Source organism: Mesorhizobium sp. CA12, from assembly GCF_020165255.1.
In the GTDB taxonomy this organism is placed as follows: domain Bacteria; phylum Pseudomonadota; class Alphaproteobacteria; order Rhizobiales; family Rhizobiaceae; genus Mesorhizobium.
The window spans coordinates 403,992-419,472 of sequence record NZ_JAIUHT010000003.1 but is presented as its reverse complement, the minus strand read 5'-3'; the positions used below and the strand labels follow the sequence as shown (position 1 = coordinate 419,472).

Sequence of the window (15,481 nt, the reverse complement as noted above, 5' to 3'; positions counted from 1 at the left end):
TCCCGTTTGCGAAACAGTCCCGAATGCGAGTGGGGTCGATCATGCCCGCGCTGCAGGTAGTGAACGGGTCGGTCGGCAAACAGTGAATCCGTCCCGGCGCACCGTCGAGCCATGCCGGGCACAAACGCTATCCAACCGTTCCACTCTTGTTGCCGATGCCGAGCGCGGCGAGAGCCAGCTGCGAACCGCCCTGCTTGAAATGGACGAGATGTGTGGCGACAAATTCGATCAATTTCCGCCGTTCCGGGTGACCCTTGGCAAATCCTGCGAGATCGAACACCGCCGCCGTCATTTCTGCCGTCGGCAGATTGCGGCCGAACAGCTCGTTAAGGGCAGCATCGAGCGGGTCGGTGAAATGGCCCTCAGGCAAGCTGCTACCGCGCGCGGCGCAGGCGGCGATCCAAGCGGCGACAACCAGCGACAGATGTTCCGGCAGCAAGCCGGCCTCTAGCCGGGCGAGGGCGGATGCGACGATGCGTTGCGGCAACTTCTGGCTGCCGTCATTGGCGATCTGCGCAGTGCGGTGGGCGAGCGCCGTGTTGGAAAAGCGCTCGGCGAGCTCGGCCGTATAGGCGCTTGTGTCGAGCCCGGCCTCCTGCGGCAGGGTTGGAATGGCCTCGGCCCAGAGCCAATCGACGAACTGCCGGATCGACGGATCGGCAAAGGCGCGGTCGACGGTGGCGTGGCCGCTGAGCAGGCCAAGATAGGCAATGCCGGAATGCGCGCCGTTGAGCAGCCGCAGCTTCATGTCCTCGAAGGGGCCGACATCCTCGACCATGGTGACGCCGAATTTCTCCCAGGCAGGCCGCCCGGCGGGAAAGCGGTCCTCGATCACCCATTGCCGGAACGGCTCGGTCATCACCGGCCACGCATCATCGATGCCGAGCTCGCCAGCGATGCGGGCGCGATCGGCGTCCGTGGTCGCCGGCACGATGCGGTCGACCATGGAAGATGGAAACGCCACTTCGTCGGCGATGTGACGCGCGAGGTGGGCACCGCCTTCGCGGCTGTCTCGCAACTCGGCGAACTCGACCATCAGCCGGTGCAATGTGGCGCCGTTGGCCGGCAGGTTGTCGCAGCAGAGCACCGTGAAGGGCGGCGTGCCGGCGGCGCGGCGGCGCGCGAGCGACTCGGCGAGAAATCCATGCGCCGTCTTCGGCGATCCGGGGTTGGCGAGGTCGTGGACAATTTCGGGGTGCGCGCTGTCGAGCGTGCCGTCGGCTGCCCTGAGATAGGCCTTTTCGGTGATGGTGAGCGTGACGATGCGGATGCGCGGATCGGTGAGCGCGGCGAGCACAGCGCCAGAGTCCTCCGGGGCGACAAGCAAGGACTGGATCGAGCCGATGACCTGCAGTTGTTCGCCGGCGCTGTCCCTGATTGCCAGCGTGTAGAGCCCGTCCTGCGGCGCCAGCGCATCGCGCGTGTCAGGACTGCGCAGCGAGACGCCGGTGATGCCCCAATCCCTTTCGCCATCCGCCAGACTGGCATCGACATAGGCGGCCTGGTGGGCGCGGTGAAAGGCGCCGACGCCAAGATGGACGATGCCGGGCGCGACGGACTTGCGGTCATAGCGAGGCACCAGAACTTCGGCCTGCAGCTCCGCAAGGGTGGCGTTGGACAGACGGCCGTTCATGAAAGCTTGTCTCCGATCGGAAAACGACGGCAGCGACCTAACACCCGCTGTCGCCGTGCACAATGGCCACGTTCCTTTCGAAAGTCATCGTACAACTGCATAATATTTGTATGTTGACATTATCTCTGGCCGATCTACCAATAGCGAAGCCTGGGAGGAGCTGCGTGGCCGTATTGACCGATCCGGACCTGCTGTTCGCGCCGGAAACGCGATCATTGGCGCGCGCCCTTTACGCGGGTGTGAAGGACCTGCCGATCGTCAGTCCGCACGGCCACACCGACCCGCGCTGGTACGCGCTCAACGAACCGTTTTCCGACCCGGCGCAGCTCTTGATCGTGCCGGACCATTACATTTTCCGCATGCTGTTCAGCCAAGGCGTGCGGCTGGAGGAACTCGGCGTCCCGACGCTCGACGGCGCACCCGTCGAAACCGACGGCCGGGCGATCTGGCGGCGCTTCGCCGAGCATTATTATCTCTTCCGCGGCACGCCCACACGGCTGTGGCTCGATCATGTGCTCGAGCATCTGTTCGGCATCGGGGAGCCGCTTACCGCAGCCAGCGCCGACCGCATCTACGACACGATCGCCGCGCTGCTGCAACGCGACGACTATCGGCCGCGCGCGCTGTTCGAACGCTTCAACATCGAGGTGATCGCGACGACCGAAGGCGCGCTCGACGACCTCAAATGGCACCGGACGATCCGCGACAGCGGCTGGAAGGGCCGCGTCGTCACCGCGTATCGGCCGGACGCCGTCGTCGATCCCGATTTCGAGGGGTTCGCGGCCAATCTGGATAGGCTCGGCGAGATCACCGGATGCAACACCGGCAGCTGGTCCGGCTATCTCGAGGCGCATCGAAAGCGCCGCGCCTATTTCAAGGAGTTCGGCGCGACCTCGTCCGATCACGGCCATCCGACGGCCGAGACCGCCAATCTCTCCGACGCGGCGGCGCAGGAGCTGTTCAACCGCATCCGGCGCGGCTCCGAGGATGAGCGCGAGCGAAAACTGTTCCGAGCCCAGATGCTGACCGAGATGGCCAAGATGAGCCGCGACGACGGCCTGGCGATGCAGATCCATCCTGGATCATGGCGCAATCATTCGCCTTCCATTTTCCGGAAATTCGGCCGCGACAAGGGCTTCGATATCCCGACGCGGGCCGATTATGTGTCGGCGCTGAAGCCGCTGCTCGACTGCGTCGGGCTGGAGCGCGACCTCACGATCATCCTGTTCACGCTCGACGAGACGAGCTATGCGCGCGAGCTGGCGCCGCTCGCCGGCGTCTATCCGGCGCTCAAGCTCGGGCCGGCCTGGTGGTTCCATGACAGCCCGGAAGGCATGCGCCGCTTTCGCGAGATGACCACGGAGACGGCGGGCTTCTACAACACCGTCGGCTTCAACGACGACACGCGCGCCTTCCCGTCGATCCGGGCGCGCCACGACGTCGCGCGGCGTGTCGACTGCGCCTTTCTGGCGCGGCTGGTCGCCGAGCATCGCCTCCGGGAGGAGGAGGCGCATGAGCTGGCGCGGGAGCTTGCCTACTCGCTTGCCAAGAAGGCGTACCGACTCTGAGCCAAGGTATTCGTGATTTTTGAAGGGAGGAAAGACATGTTGCGTATTTCGAGATTGCTGGCCGCGACATTCGCCATCGGGTCCTTGGTGATCGGAGCCGCGCAGGCCGAAACCGTCCTGCGCTCTTCGGACACCCATCCGGACGGCTATCCGACAGTCGAGGCGGTCAAATACATGGGCGAGCTGATCAAGCAGCGCACCAACGGACGCTATTCGATCGAGGTCTATCATTCGGCGCAGCTCGGCGAGGAAAAGGATACGATCGAGCAGACCCAGGCCGGCGTCGTCGACCTCGATCGCGTCTCCATGGGGCCGTTCAACGGCATCGTGCCGGAAACCGCCGTGCCGTCGTTGCCCTACATCTTCCGCTCGGTCGAGCATATGCGCCATGTCATGGACGGGCCGATCGGCGACCAGATCCTGAAGGCGTTCGAGGCGCATGACCTTGTCGGACTCGCCTTCTACGATTCCGGCGCGCGCTCCTTCTACAACACCAAGAAGGACATCGCCTCGATGGCAGATATGAAGGGCATGAAGTTCCGCGTCATCCAGTCGGACGTCTTTGTCGACATGGTCAATGCGCTCGGCGCCAACGCCACGCCGATGGCCTATGGCGAGGTCTATTCGGCGCTGCAGACCGGCGTCATCGACGGCGCCGAGAACAACTGGCCGAGCTTCGAATCCGCCAAGCATTACGAGGTCGCCAAGCACTACACGCTGGATCAGCACCAGATCGTGCCGGAGGTGCTGGTGATGTCGAAGGCAAGCTGGGACAAGCTGGCGCCGGAAGACCAGGCGATCGTGCGCCAGGCGGCCAAGGACAGCGTCGTCAAGATGCGCGAGCTGTGGGACGCGCAGGAGAAGAAGTCGCGCGACATCGTCGAGAAAGCCGGCGTCAAGATCAGCGAGATCGACAAGCAGCCGCTGATCGACGCCATGAAGCCGGTCTATTACAAATATCTGTCGACGCCCGAGCTCAAGGACCTCGCCGCCCGTATCCAGGCGACGAAATGACCGGGATGAGCAACGGGCCCGGTGGCACCGAGGCTTCCGTGCTGCCATCCAGCCGGTCGGGTACGAAAGGGTTCTGGCTGCGGGTGGAACAGGCCCTTTCTGGGCTTGCGCGGTTGGCCTTATGGGTCAGCGGCACGGGGTTGACGCTGATGACCGTCATCATCTTCTGGCAGGTCTTCTCGCGCTACATGCTGAACCGCTCGCCGAGCTGGACCGAATCCTCATCCGTGCTGCTGATGGGCTGGTTCATCTTTCTCGGCGCCGCCGTCGGCGTGCGCGAGCGCACGCATCTTGGCTTCGACGTGCTGCTCTATGTCTTGCCTGCCTCGGCCAAGGCGGTGCTGCGCAGCATTTCCGATCTCGTCGTGCTGGCCTTCGGCGCCGGCATGATCGTCTATGGCGTGCAACTCGCCAGATTGACCTGGAACACGGTGATGCCGTCGCTCGCATTGCCCGGCGGCGTCAGCTTCCTGCCGGTAATCATGGGAGGCGCGCTGGTCTGCCTGTTTTCACTCGAGCGGCTGGCGGGGCGCTTTGCCGGGCTGCCGGTCGATGCCGACATCTACGCAACCGGCGAGGAGCTCTGAACCATGGCACTGATCGTGCTTTTCGGCACTTTCGTCTTCCTGCTGGTTATCGGCACGCCGATCGCGTTCTGCCTCGGCGTCGCCAGCTTCGCGACGATCCTCACGATCGGCCTGCCGCCGGTCGTTGTGTTCCAGCGGCTCAATTCCGGCGTCAGCGTCTTTTCGCTGATGGCCATCCCTTTCTTCATCTTCGCCGGCGACCTTATGGTTCGCGGCGGCATCGCCGCCCGCCTGGTGGCATTGGCCGGGTCCCTGGTCGGCCACCTGCGCGGCGGTCTGGGACAAGTCAACATTGCCGCGTCGACCATGTTCGGCGGAATTTCCGGTTCGGCGGTAGCCGATGCCTCAGCGGTCGGCGGGCTGATGATCCCGCAGATGAAGGCGCGCGGCTACGGCGTCGACTATGCCGTCAACATCACCTCCGTCGGCGCCATCATTGCGCTGCTGATCCCGCCGTCGCACAACATGATCATCTATTCGATCTCGGCCGGCGGCCGCATCTCGATCGCGGATCTTTTTACCGCCGGGGTTCTGCCGGGGCTGCTGCTGGCCCTGTCGCTGATGGTCACCGCCTATCTGGTGGCAAGCCGGCGCGGCTATCCGACGGAACCTTTTGCCGGTTTCGGCCGGGCCTTGCAGCTGCTTGTCGCTGCCATTCCCGGGCTGATCCTGATCGGCATCATCTTTGGCGGCGTCCGCTCGGGCATCTTCACTGCCACCGAAAGCTCCTGCATTGCCATCGTCTATGCTTTCCTGGTGACGTTGATCATCTACCGCTCGATGAGCTGGAACGATTTCGTCACCGCGACGACAGCGGCGGTGCGCACGACAGCGATGGTGCTGATGATCATCGGCTGCGCCGCGGCCTTCGGCTGGCTGCTGGCCTATCTCCGGGTTCCGGCAGCGCTTGTCGCGTTTTTGCAGTCCGTGTCCGACAACAAGCTGGTCATACTGCTTCTGATCAATGTCGTCCTGCTCATCCTCGGCACATTCATGGATATGTCGCCGCTCATCATCATCACCACGCCGATCTTCCTGCCGGTGGTCATGGCCTATGGCGTCGATCCCGTGCATTTCGGCGTCATCCTGATCCTCAATCTCGGCATCGGCCTCTGCACGCCGCCGGTGGGCGCGGTGCTGTTCGTCAGTTGCGCGATCGGCCGCATTCCCATCTGGACGGCAATGCGCTCGATCTGGCCGTTCTATGGAGCGGCGTTCGTGGTGCTGATGCTTGTCACTTACATACCGGAGATCTCATTGTGGCTGCCGAGCCTGTTCCATTAGGAGGGCACCACGTGTCCCAAACAGTTGCCGACCTCAGGGTCGAACGCAAACCCAAACTGTCGGAGACCGTGGTCGCGGCGATCCGCAAGCAGCTCTTGGCAGGCGAGGTTCCGCCCGGACAGAAGCTGCCAACCGAAGGCCAGCTGACGGAGACTTTCGGCGTCAGCCGCACGGTCATCCGCGAGGCGCTGGCCAAGCTTGCCGCCGATGGCCTGGTCGAAGCGCGGCAAGGCGCCGGCGTCTTCGTCAGCGAGCACATCTCGACCACCTTCGGCGTTTTGGCCGCCGACATGGGAGCCAAGGATTCGGTCGCGCTCAACGTGCTCGAGGTCCGCCTCGCGATCGAGATCGAATCGGCGGGCCTGGCCGCCATCCGCCGCAACGCCGCCCAGGAGGCCGCGATCCAGGAGGCCTTCTTCGAGTTCGAGCGGCTGCTGCTCGCCAGCCAGCCGACCGGCCCGGCCGACCTCGCCTTCCACCGCGCGATCGCCAGCGCCACCAACAACCCGTTCTATGTCGAGATGCTCGATGTGCTGGGACGCCGCGCCATTCCTTGCGACGTGACGTCGCCCTGGTCGACAGAGCTCGTCCAGTCGGACGAGTACCAGCGCGGCCTGCAGCGCGAGCATCTCGTCATCCTCAATGCGATCTCGGCGGGCGATGCCGAGGCCGCGCGCGAGGCGATGCGCACGCATCTGACCCGCAGCCAGCAGCGCTACCGCGAGCGGCTGCAGGCCAGACAGGCCTATTATGCCAATTCGCTGAAAGCCGCATCGACCGAGTGACCATCAAACAAGGCCTAGAAATGGACCATACACACACCGAATTTTCCTCGCGCTTCGCCATCGATCCCATCACCGCCGCGGCCATGGGAACAGACGAGTTGCGCCACCATTTCCACGTCGAGGGGCTTTTCCAGCCGGGCCTCGTAAGCCTGACCTACACGCATTACGACCGCATGATCGTCGGCGGCGCCATGCCTATCGACAAGATCCTGCCGCTCGAGGCGATCAAACCGACCGGAACCAAGGCTTTCCTCGACCGCCGCGAACTGATCGCCGTCAACATCGGCGGCGCCGGCACCGTCACGGCCGACGGCATGGCTTACGAATTGGCGGCGCGCGACATGGTCTATCTCGGCATGGGCGCTGAGCAGGTGTCGTTCGCCTCGGCGGAGCCCGACAAGCCGGCAAAATTCTACCTGCTTAGCGCACCGGCGCATTGGACCTATCCCAGCCAGTTAATCCGCATCGGCGACGCCAGGCGGATCGATCTCGGCAGCCAGGCGACCAGCAACGAACGCTCGATCTTCCAGTTCATCCACGCCGGCGGCGTCAAGACCTGCCAGCTCGTCGTCGGCATCACGCAGCTCGCGCCAGGCTCGGTGTGGAACACCATGCCTTGCCATGTGCATGACCGGCGCATGGAAGCCTATCTCTACTTCGATCTGCCGGAAGGGCAGCGCGTCTTCCACTTCATGGGCGAACCGGACGAGACGCGCCACATCGTCATGCGCAGCGAGGAGGCGGTGCTGTCGCCGGGCTGGTCGATCCATTCGGGCGCCGGCACATCCAACTACGCCTTCATCTGGGCGATGGCCGGAGACAATGTCGACTATACCGACGTCGATGAGGTGGCGATGGATCAATTGCGGTGAGCGATCTTTCCGCCTTCAGCCTTACCGGCAAGCGCATCCTGGTCACCGGCGCCAACACCGGCATCGGGCAAGGCATCGCCGTGTCGATCGCGCGCGCCGGCGGCCTGGTGGTCGGCGTCGGCCGATCGGCGATGGATGACACCGCCGCGAAAGTTATGGCCGCGGGCGGCAGCTTCGAAGCGGTGAAGGCCGATCTCGGCGACCCGGCCGAGGCGGCCGCGATGTTAGACCGGGTCTGGGACGAGAGCGGCCGGCTCGACGGCCTCGTCAACAATGCCGGCATCATCCGGCGCGCCGATGCGGTCGACCTTACCGAAGCCGATTGGGACGAGGTGATGGACGTCAATCTGAAGACGGTCTTTCGCCTGTGCCAGAGCTTTGCCAGGCGCGTGCTGGCGGAGCCCGGACGGCGCGGCAAGATCGTCAATATCGCCTCGGTGCTGAGTTTCCAGGGCGGCATTCGCGTCGCTTCCTATACGGCCTCGAAGCACGGCGTGCTCGGCCTCACAAGGCTGCTCGCCTGCGAATGGGCGGCGAAAGGCATCAACGTCAACGGCATCGCGCCGGGCTATATCGAGACCAACAACACCGAGGCGCTGCGCGCCGACCCGGACCGCAGCGCGGCCATCCTCGGGCGCATCCCCGCGGCGCGCTGGGGCCGGCCCGACGATATAGGCGACGCAGCCGTGTTCCTGCTGGCGCGGGCGTCGGACTATATGCATGGCGCGGTGGTGCCGGTCGATGGCGGCTGGCTGGCGCGGTGACCCGTCTCCCGCCGGAAAACCGCGCCGGACCTTTCCTGGATTTGCTTTACAAGCCGAACGGAAGCTGAGCGATGACCGATATCTTTTCCCATGCGGGCGAAAAAGCCTGGGAGCCGACGCCGGACGGCAACAGGCGGCGCGTGCTGGTGCATACCGACCAATTGATGATGGTCGAGGTCGCCTTCGACAAGGGCGGTGTCGGGGCGCTGCACTCGCATCCGCATGTCCAGGCGAGCTATGTCGCCGAGGGTCGCTTCGAGATCACTGTCGACGGCCGATCGGAGATCCTCGAAACAGGCAGCAGCTTCATCGTGCCGTCCAATCTCGTGCATGGCGTCAAGGCGCTGGAGGCCGGGCGGCTGGTCGACAGCTTTGCGCCTTGCCGGATCGATTTCCTCGGTTAGGGCAGGTCGGCGGTTCTATCGGACGCCGATTGCTCCGCAGCGGTTTCACGCCTTTCCGGAACCGCTGCGACCGCCATGTGATCGCGGCGGCCTGCCGCGAGCAGGCGATGCGCGGCATCGAGTATGGCCTCGACCGGCGCGTCGGCGACATAGGCCGAACGGCCTCGCCTTGGCGCCGTGACGACTTCGACCGCATTTGAAAGGGGGCGCCAGCGCTCCATATTGGCGCCGTTGTTGACGATCACCGCCGGCGTCATGACGGCGGCCATGAAATGCGCCAGTCCGCCCTCCATGCCGATATAGGCGACGGCCATCTCGCCCAGCGCAAGCAGGAGATCGTCGAAGCTTGCAATGTCCGGCGCCAGTTCCGGACCGGCCACCTGGAGGCGGCCTTCCCTTGCGAGGAGCGCCAGTGGCGCCGGTCCGCTGCCGGGGGTCGCCAGATACAGCACCCGGTAGCCGGCATCGATGAGATTGCCGGCAACGGCCACCACCTGATCTTCGCTCATGCACTTCCTGCCATGGGCATTGCCGCCAAGCAGGACGAGCGGACGGCCGCAACCGCCGCGCAGCTGGCGCGCCAGAGCCCGCGCGGCGTCCGGCACATCGAGCCTGTGATCGAAAGGCAGATGCCGCCCCGCCAGACGCTCGACCAGCCGGTGGTAGCGCCAGGCATTGTGTTCCGGCCGCAGCGTCAACCGCGTGCCCCAGCGCAGCGACAGAAGATGGCCGGCAAAGTTCGCTTCGTAGCGGATGCCCCGGCCTGCAAGTCGAAGAGCCGTGAGCATTAGACCCGGCACGCCGGTGCGCAGATCGACCACGATGGCTTTGCGGCCGCGCGGCGCGAATTCGGCGAGGATGGCTGAAAGCGGCGTCTTCGTCCTGAAATCGTCGACGAGATGCGCGACATGCTTGTGCAACACATGCGAGAGCGATGAGCCGCGCATGGCGCCGTAGACGACACGGCTTTGCGGAAAGGCCGTCCTCGCCGCCCGCAGGGCCGGAATCCGCAGCAAGCCGTCGCCAAGCGCGTCGTTGCGGGCATAGAAGATCAGCACGGGCGCGGATGAATCCATGGCGAAAACGGATTCCATTGCTGTGGTGTCGGAGAAGCAGGACGACTGCGGAAGAATAATATCAGCAAGCCCCCGGCTGAGTTCTGCAAGAATATGCTTGGTTTCTTTTATAAAGAAAGCGCGATCTCGTCACCCCGCCGACGCCGGCCATGCGGGCCTTCTGTCGCGAATTCAGCTATGACATGCCTGCCTGGGACCGGCGCCGCCGGGTGAAGCGTTTCAGCGCTGCTGCAGCGCCAGGCGTATGCCGAGCGCGCAATATATGCCGCCGACCACCTTGCCCTGCCATTTCAGCACCGCCGGATTGCGGCGCAGCAAGGAACCCAGGCCGCCCGCACTGACGGCGAAGACGACCGTGCTGAAGAGCCCGAGCAGGACAAAGATGATGCCAAGCTGCATCAGCTGCAGCACCACGAAACCACCTTGCGGGTGCACGAATTGCGGCAGAAAGGCCAGGAAGAACAGCGCGGTCTTGGGATTGAGCACTTCGGTCAGGATCGCCTGCCGGAAGGCCCGGCCCGCGGAAATGGGGAGCGTCGTGGCCGCCAGATCTGCCGGCGCCTTTTCGAAAATGGCGCGGATGCCGAGATAAACGAGATAGGCCGCGCCGATATATTTGACGATGCTGAACAGCATCGCCGAAGCGGCGATGACGGCCGAGATGCCGACGATGGCCATGATGGTGTGGATCACGTCACCCGCAGCGACACCGGCGCCCGTGGCGATGCCGACCTTCGTGCCCGAGCTCGTCGCCCGCGCGACCGTGAGCAGCGTCGCCGGCCCCGGGATGAAGACGAAGCCGAACACGACCGCGATGTAGGTGACGAGCGTCGCGGGATCGATCATGCCAGGGCTCCTTTTGCGTCGGGCGCCGCCCTTCATCGGAGCGGCTCGGCGTTATAGCACCGCAGAACGGGCCGGGGGAACTCTCGGGCGGCGAAGTCGGCGGTCGCAGCGATTCGAGCGGAATGTCGTGACGGCCTTCCAGGCTTCGATGATTTCGTCGCAAGCGTACGCTGTCCCCACAGCCCTGTCGTTCGAAGCCGCCGGGAATGGACCGCGGCATTGCTTTGACCTTTCGTTTCAATGCACGTCGTTGTATCGAACGACAAGGCCGAACGATGCCGGATCGGCAATCGAGCCAAGGCGCCTGCCCCAGGCGGCGGCAAGATCAAGGGGGCTGGCTTGGAAGAGCAAGCGACATGTGAGACCCGGCGATGCCGGGCTGGAACGCGCAGGCTCCACGACAGGCGCTCTTGTCGCCAGGATGGAATCGGCGACCGGAAGCAGCCTGCCGCATGATCGCGCCACCCATTCTCACCGCGAGCCGGCTTGGGCTTATTGTGACGCCGGACATGTTGCCCGGCGGTGATGGGATCAACATCAACGGGCCGTCGCTGATCGGCATGCCGGACTGGGCGCCGGGGCGGCTGGGCGCCTACTATCTCTATTTCGCCGACCACGGGGGTTCCTATATCCGCCTCGTCTACGCCGATTCGATCGAAGGCCCGTGGCGCATCCATCCCGGCGGGGTACTGTCTCTCGCTCAATGTCCGTTCATCAAAGGCCACATCGCGTCTCCCGACGTTCATGTCGATCAGCGGAATCGCCGCTTCGTTATGTATTTTCACGGACCGGCAAAAGGCGGAGAAGGCCAGACGACCTTTGCCGCGACATCCGGTGACGGCCTTCATTTCAATCCGCTTTCCGAGCCGCTCGGGCCTTCCTATGCCCGGTTCTTCCGCCACGATCAGTGGTGGTACGGTCTTCTCGGGACAGAAGCCATCACCGTCTTCCGCTCTAGGACCGGCATCTCCGATTTCGAACGGGGTGCGGTCGTTCTGTCCGGCATGAAGCATCTTCCCACCCCGAGGCATCTTGCACTGCAGAAATCCGGTCGCTGGCTGCGGGTCTTTTACACGCGCAGAGGCGACGCGCCGGAACGGATACTTCACGGCACGATCGATCTCGCCGAGGACTGGCGAGGCTGGGCGGTTAAAGGCGAGACCGAATTGCTGCGGCCGCAGACGGACTTCGAAGGCGCGGGCTTGCCGGTTTGCCCCAGCCGGGACGGGCCGGCCGAAGGCGCGGAGAACGCGTTGCGCGATCCTGCGATTTTCGAGGAGAGCGGCCGCACCTGGCTGCTCTACGCCGTTGCCGGAGAGAGCGGCATCGCCTTGGCCGAGATCACGTCGAGGGACGTTCCTGGCAAAGCAGCCCGGATGCCGGCGACCACTCTACGCCGTGGCGCAAGACGACTGTTCTGGCGATTGCGCAAGGCTGCGCCCCGGCTGCCCTCTGCAATGACGTTTCGCAAAAGAATCTTCATTGCCGGCTGTGCTCGCAGCGGAACCACGCTAAGCCGTCGTTTGATGGCGTGTTTCGACGATATCTATGTTCATAGGGACGAAGCGCCGTATCAGGCGCTGCTCGAACTGGATCGCCCCGAAGTCAATCTGGTCGTCAAACGCACCTATGAGAGCCATAAGGACATCGAGCATCTGCCTGGCTCGGTCGGATTGATCTATTGCGTGCGGCATCCTTTCGACGTGCTCACAAGCTCCCATCCAGAGACGGTGAACGAACGGCGTTTTCACGTAACGACCGAGCGCTGGGAGGCGGAGTATGACGGGTTGACGCGCCTTAGAAAGGCTCAACCCGAAAGAGCCGTTTTCTATCTGCGCTATGAGGAATTGATCGCCGAACCCGATATCGTCCAGGGCAGGATCGCCCGGTCGTTCGGTCTGTCACCGGTCACGCTTTACAGCCGCGATGCGGACAATCCGATACGGCCGACGTCGCTGAGAAAATGGGAGCGCAATGAAGAATTCCAGACCTACCTGCATGGCCTGCCAGCGGCGTTCCTCGCCCGCGTGGAGAGCTTCTGCCACGAATTCGGCTACGAAATGCCGGCCTACACCTTGAACGCGGGAACGGCGCGGTGATGCCGGCGCAGGCAGTGAGCATCCGGGCCGAGGATCACAAGCGGCGCGTCCTGAAGGATGTGTTCGGCTTCGACGATTTTCGCCCCGGGCAGGCGACCGTGATCGAGGCGTTGCTGTCCGGGCGGCATGTGCTGGCGGTGATGCCGACAGGCGCCGGCAAATCGCTCTGCTATCAGGTTCCGGCGCTGGTCAAAGGCGGGCTTACCATCGTGGTGTCGCCGCTGGTGGCGCTGATGCAGGACCAGGTCGCCGCCTTGCGCCTTGCCGGCGTGGCCGCCGACACCATCAATTCCTCGCTCGACCGCGACGCCAATGTCGCTGCCTGGCGCCGCGTGGCGTCCGGGCAGACGCGGCTGCTCTATATGGCGCCGGAGCGGCTGATGACAGAGCGGATGCTCGAAGCCCTGTCCCGGCTCGATGTCGGCCTGATCGCCATCGACGAGGCGCATTGCATCTCGCAATGGGGACCGGCCTTCCGGCGCGAATATGAAGACCTGTCGCAGTTGCGCGGCGTGTTTCCGCAGGTGCCCATCATCGCGCTGACGGCGACGGCGGACGAGGCCACGCGCGCCGACATCGAAGCGCGGCTGTTTGCCGGGCGCGCCGAAACCCTGGTGCTGGGCTTCGACCGGCCCAATATCAAGCTGGCGATAGAGCCCAAGCAGGACAGCAAGCGCCAGCTGCTGCGCTTCATCGAGCGTCACCAGGGCAAGAGCGGCATCATCTATTGCCTGTCGCGCCGCAAGACGGAAGAAATGGCGGCTTTCCTGGAGAAGAACGGCGTGCGCGCGCTCGCCTACCATGCCGGCATGAGCAAGGACGCGCGGGAGGCGAACCAGAACACCTTCATGAGCCTGTCGGGCGTCGTCATGGTGGCGACCATCGCCTTCGGCATGGGCATCGACAAGCCCGACGTCGCCTATGTCTTCCACACCGACCTGCCCGGCAGCCTCGAGGCGTATTACCAGGAGATCGGCCGCGCCGGCCGCGATGGCCGGGCGGCGGAAGCGCACATGCTCTACGGCGCCGGCGACATCCGCACGCGTCGGATGTTCATCGACGACGAGGATACCTCGCCCGAGCACAAAAGGCGGGCGCATCGCCGGCTCGACACGCTGATCGGCTATTGCGAGACGGCGCAGTGCCGGCGCCAGGTGCTGCTCGGCTATTTCGGCGAGGAGGCGCAAGCCTGCGGCAATTGCGACAACTGCCTCGACCAGGCGCCGCGCGCCGATGGCGGGACGGAGGCGCGGATCATCCTCGCGGCCATCGCGCAAAGCGGCGAGCGCTTCGGCGCCGCCCATGTCATCGATATCCTGCTCGGCCATGAGACCGAAAAGGTGCTGGCCAGAGGCCATCAGCAGCTCGCCAGCTTCAGGACCGGCATCATGCACCGGAAGCCGGTCTGGCTGTCGCTCATCCGGCAACTTGTCGCCGGCGGCTTCCTGGTGCCGGATCCCGACGGCCATGGCGGCCTCGCCATCTCGGAAAGCGGCCGCGCGCTCGGCCGCGGCGAGGTTGCGTTCGAGTATCGTGTCGAAGGTCGGGACCGTCTGGCGCGCGGCAGGAAGCGTGCCGCGCAAGGCTCTGCCACGGGCGAGGGCGTGGACACTTCCTTGCTGGCCGCGCTCAAGACGCTGCGGCTGCGGCTCGCCAAGGAACGCCAGGTGCCGGCCTATGTGGTGTTTTCCGACCGCACCCTGATCGACATGGCCGAGCGCCGTCCGCGCGACCTCGACGACTTCGCCGAGGTGAACGGCGTGGGTGCAGCGAAGCTCAAGGAGTTCGGGGAGGCGTTTTTGAGTGCGATCGCGGCGCACCCGTCAGAAAGCTGACAAGCCGTATATCTCAGCCTCAACCCACGCCTTGGACGGCCTGAACCATGGCATTTGCGGCTTCAACGGGCTGCAGGCCAGCTTCGCGCACCAGCGTGCGCCAGGTGAAGAAGCTCAGCGCCACGCGCAGCATCGCTCGCTGGCTGCCGCCAAGGCCTTCGCCGAGCACCCCCTGGCAGGTCGCGAAATACGGGCCGATGCTCGTCTCGACAGCCTCCCGGGTTGGCGGGTGATGTTCGGCGTCGCGCAACACGCTGGCCACCACGCTTTCATTGCGCCCGTACCATTCGTAGAGCGCCAGCAGCGCGATCCGCATCCGTTCGCCTGGGTCGGCCACAACTCGCCACGGCTCCGGGCTCGGCAGCGGATGCGTCTCGATGTGCGTGCTCGAGCAGGCCTGCAGCAGGCTGCGCTCGTCGGGGAAGTGGGCGTAGAGCGTGTGTCGCTGAACGCCGGCACGCTCGGCGACCAAGCTGAAGGTCGTTGCTGCGGGACCAACGCTACCGTGCAGGTCGATCGCAGCTTCGACGATGCGCCGCCGGGTTTCCGCCTGCTGCTCGGCACGGCGTTTAAGGGTGTATTTGCGGGTCATGTATTTAAATGCACACGCATGTGCACCCATTGTTGACAGGGTTCTAATATTTCGCTACACACATATGTACTTCGATTTTGGTCGAAGTCCAGCCCTGGGTAACCGGGAGAGGGAACGCAACC

Annotated in this window: 14 protein-coding genes; 10 read left to right on the top strand and 4 right to left on the bottom strand. The window is 64.5% G+C overall.

The window, feature by feature from the left end; genetic code table 11:
* Positions 1-127: 127 nt before the first annotated feature.
* Complete coding sequence (locus tag LB520_RS08610) at positions 128-1,633, bottom strand: mannitol dehydrogenase family protein (protein WP_224637181.1); 1,506 nt, start codon at positions 1,631-1,633, stop codon at positions 128-130.
* A gap of 164 nt (positions 1,634-1,797) precedes the next feature.
* Here LB520_RS08610 and uxaC point away from each other — a divergent pair, with 164 nt between their 5' ends.
* The 8 genes from uxaC to LB520_RS08570 all read left to right on the top strand — a co-directional run bounded on the left by uxaC (position 1,798) and on the right by LB520_RS08570 (position 8,911).
* Positions 1,798-3,201, top strand: coding sequence for a glucuronate isomerase (gene uxaC / locus LB520_RS08605; RefSeq protein ID WP_224637180.1), 1,404 nt, complete (start codon positions 1,798-1,800; stop codon positions 3,199-3,201).
* 36 nt (positions 3,202-3,237) lie between these two features.
* The gene (locus LB520_RS08600) at positions 3,238-4,215 is read left to right on the top strand and encodes a TRAP transporter substrate-binding protein (protein WP_224637179.1); all 978 of its coding nucleotides are present in this window, start codon (positions 3,238-3,240) and stop codon (positions 4,213-4,215) included.
* Positions 4,216-4,220: 5 nt separating this feature from the next.
* Positions 4,221-4,802 carry a TRAP transporter small permease gene (locus LB520_RS08595; protein ID WP_224637225.1) on the top strand — a complete coding sequence of 194 codons (582 nt, stop codon included), beginning with the start codon at positions 4,221-4,223 and terminating at the stop codon, positions 4,800-4,802.
* A 3-nt stretch (positions 4,803-4,805) separates the two neighbouring features.
* A complete protein-coding gene (locus LB520_RS08590) occupies positions 4,806-6,086 on the top strand; it encodes a TRAP transporter large permease (protein WP_224637178.1) in 1,281 nt (426 codons plus the stop codon).
* 11 nt (positions 6,087-6,097) lie between these two features.
* On the top strand, positions 6,098-6,871 hold the full coding sequence (locus LB520_RS08585) for a FadR/GntR family transcriptional regulator (RefSeq protein ID WP_095769722.1): 774 nt from the start codon (positions 6,098-6,100) through the stop codon (positions 6,869-6,871).
* Between the two features lie 20 nt (positions 6,872-6,891).
* Positions 6,892-7,743, top strand: coding sequence for a 5-dehydro-4-deoxy-D-glucuronate isomerase (gene kduI, locus LB520_RS08580; RefSeq protein ID WP_224637177.1), 852 nt, complete (start codon positions 6,892-6,894; stop codon positions 7,741-7,743).
* Complete coding sequence (gene kduD, locus LB520_RS08575) at positions 7,740-8,507, top strand: 2-dehydro-3-deoxy-D-gluconate 5-dehydrogenase KduD (protein ID WP_224637174.1); 768 nt, start codon at positions 7,740-7,742, stop codon at positions 8,505-8,507. Before kduI ends, kduD begins: the two co-directional genes overlap by 4 nt.
* 71 nt (positions 8,508-8,578) lie before the next feature.
* Entirely contained in the window at positions 8,579-8,911 is a 333-nt protein-coding gene (locus LB520_RS08570) for a cupin domain-containing protein (RefSeq protein WP_224637173.1), read from the top strand.
* On the opposite strand, the gene LB520_RS08565 is transcribed toward LB520_RS08570, so the two are convergent.
* Positions 8,908-9,987, bottom strand: coding sequence for a glycosyltransferase family 9 protein (locus LB520_RS08565; RefSeq protein ID WP_224637171.1), 1,080 nt, complete (start codon positions 9,985-9,987; stop codon positions 8,908-8,910). The two genes, LB520_RS08570 and LB520_RS08565, sit on opposite strands and share 4 nt — an antisense overlap.
* 219 nt (positions 9,988-10,206) lie before the next feature.
* A complete protein-coding gene (locus tag LB520_RS08560; protein ID WP_224637169.1) occupies positions 10,207-10,833 on the bottom strand; it encodes a LysE family translocator in 627 nt (208 codons plus the stop codon).
* Positions 10,834-11,285: 452 nt separating this feature from the next.
* Between LB520_RS08560 and LB520_RS08555 the strand changes: the two genes are divergently transcribed.
* Both LB520_RS08555 and recQ read left to right on the top strand, forming a co-directional pair.
* The gene (locus LB520_RS08555) at positions 11,286-12,932 is read left to right on the top strand and encodes a hypothetical protein (RefSeq protein ID WP_224637167.1); all 1,647 of its coding nucleotides are present in this window, start codon (positions 11,286-11,288) and stop codon (positions 12,930-12,932) included.
* Positions 12,932-14,767 carry a DNA helicase RecQ gene (gene recQ / locus LB520_RS08550; protein WP_224637166.1) on the top strand — a complete coding sequence of 612 codons (1,836 nt, stop codon included), beginning with the start codon at positions 12,932-12,934 and terminating at the stop codon, positions 14,765-14,767. The genes LB520_RS08555 and recQ overlap by 1 nt, the downstream gene beginning before the upstream one ends.
* Before the next feature lie 19 nt (positions 14,768-14,786).
* Here recQ and LB520_RS08545 read toward each other — a convergent pair whose 3' ends face one another.
* Positions 14,787-15,359, bottom strand: a complete 573-nt coding sequence (locus tag LB520_RS08545; protein ID WP_224637165.1) for a TetR/AcrR family transcriptional regulator — start codon at positions 15,357-15,359, stop codon at positions 14,787-14,789.
* Positions 15,360-15,481: the final 122 nt, after the last annotated feature.

Coding starts and splice junctions, on each gene's coding strand:
- LB520_RS08610 (WP_224637181.1), bottom strand. CDS start 1,633: ATGAACGGCCGTCTGTCCAACGCCACCCTTGCGGAGCTGCAGGCCGAA.
- LB520_RS08600 (WP_224637179.1), top strand. CDS start 3,238: ATGTTGCGTATTTCGAGATTGCTGGCCGCGACATTCGCCATCGGGTCC.
- LB520_RS08595 (WP_224637225.1), top strand. CDS start 4,221: ATGAGCAACGGGCCCGGTGGCACCGAGGCTTCCGTGCTGCCATCCAGC.
- LB520_RS08590 (WP_224637178.1), top strand. CDS start 4,806: ATGGCACTGATCGTGCTTTTCGGCACTTTCGTCTTCCTGCTGGTTATC.
- kduI (WP_224637177.1), top strand. CDS start 6,892: ATGGACCATACACACACCGAATTTTCCTCGCGCTTCGCCATCGATCCC.
- LB520_RS08570 (WP_224637173.1), top strand. CDS start 8,579: ATGACCGATATCTTTTCCCATGCGGGCGAAAAAGCCTGGGAGCCGACG.
- LB520_RS08565 (WP_224637171.1), bottom strand. CDS start 9,987: ATGGATTCATCCGCGCCCGTGCTGATCTTCTATGCCCGCAACGACGCG.
- LB520_RS08560 (WP_224637169.1), bottom strand. CDS start 10,833: ATGATCGATCCCGCGACGCTCGTCACCTACATCGCGGTCGTGTTCGGC.
- LB520_RS08555 (WP_224637167.1), top strand. CDS start 11,286: ATGATCGCGCCACCCATTCTCACCGCGAGCCGGCTTGGGCTTATTGTG.
- recQ (WP_224637166.1), top strand. CDS start 12,932: ATGCCGGCGCAGGCAGTGAGCATCCGGGCCGAGGATCACAAGCGGCGC.
- LB520_RS08545 (WP_224637165.1), bottom strand. CDS start 15,359: ATGACCCGCAAATACACCCTTAAACGCCGTGCCGAGCAGCAGGCGGAA.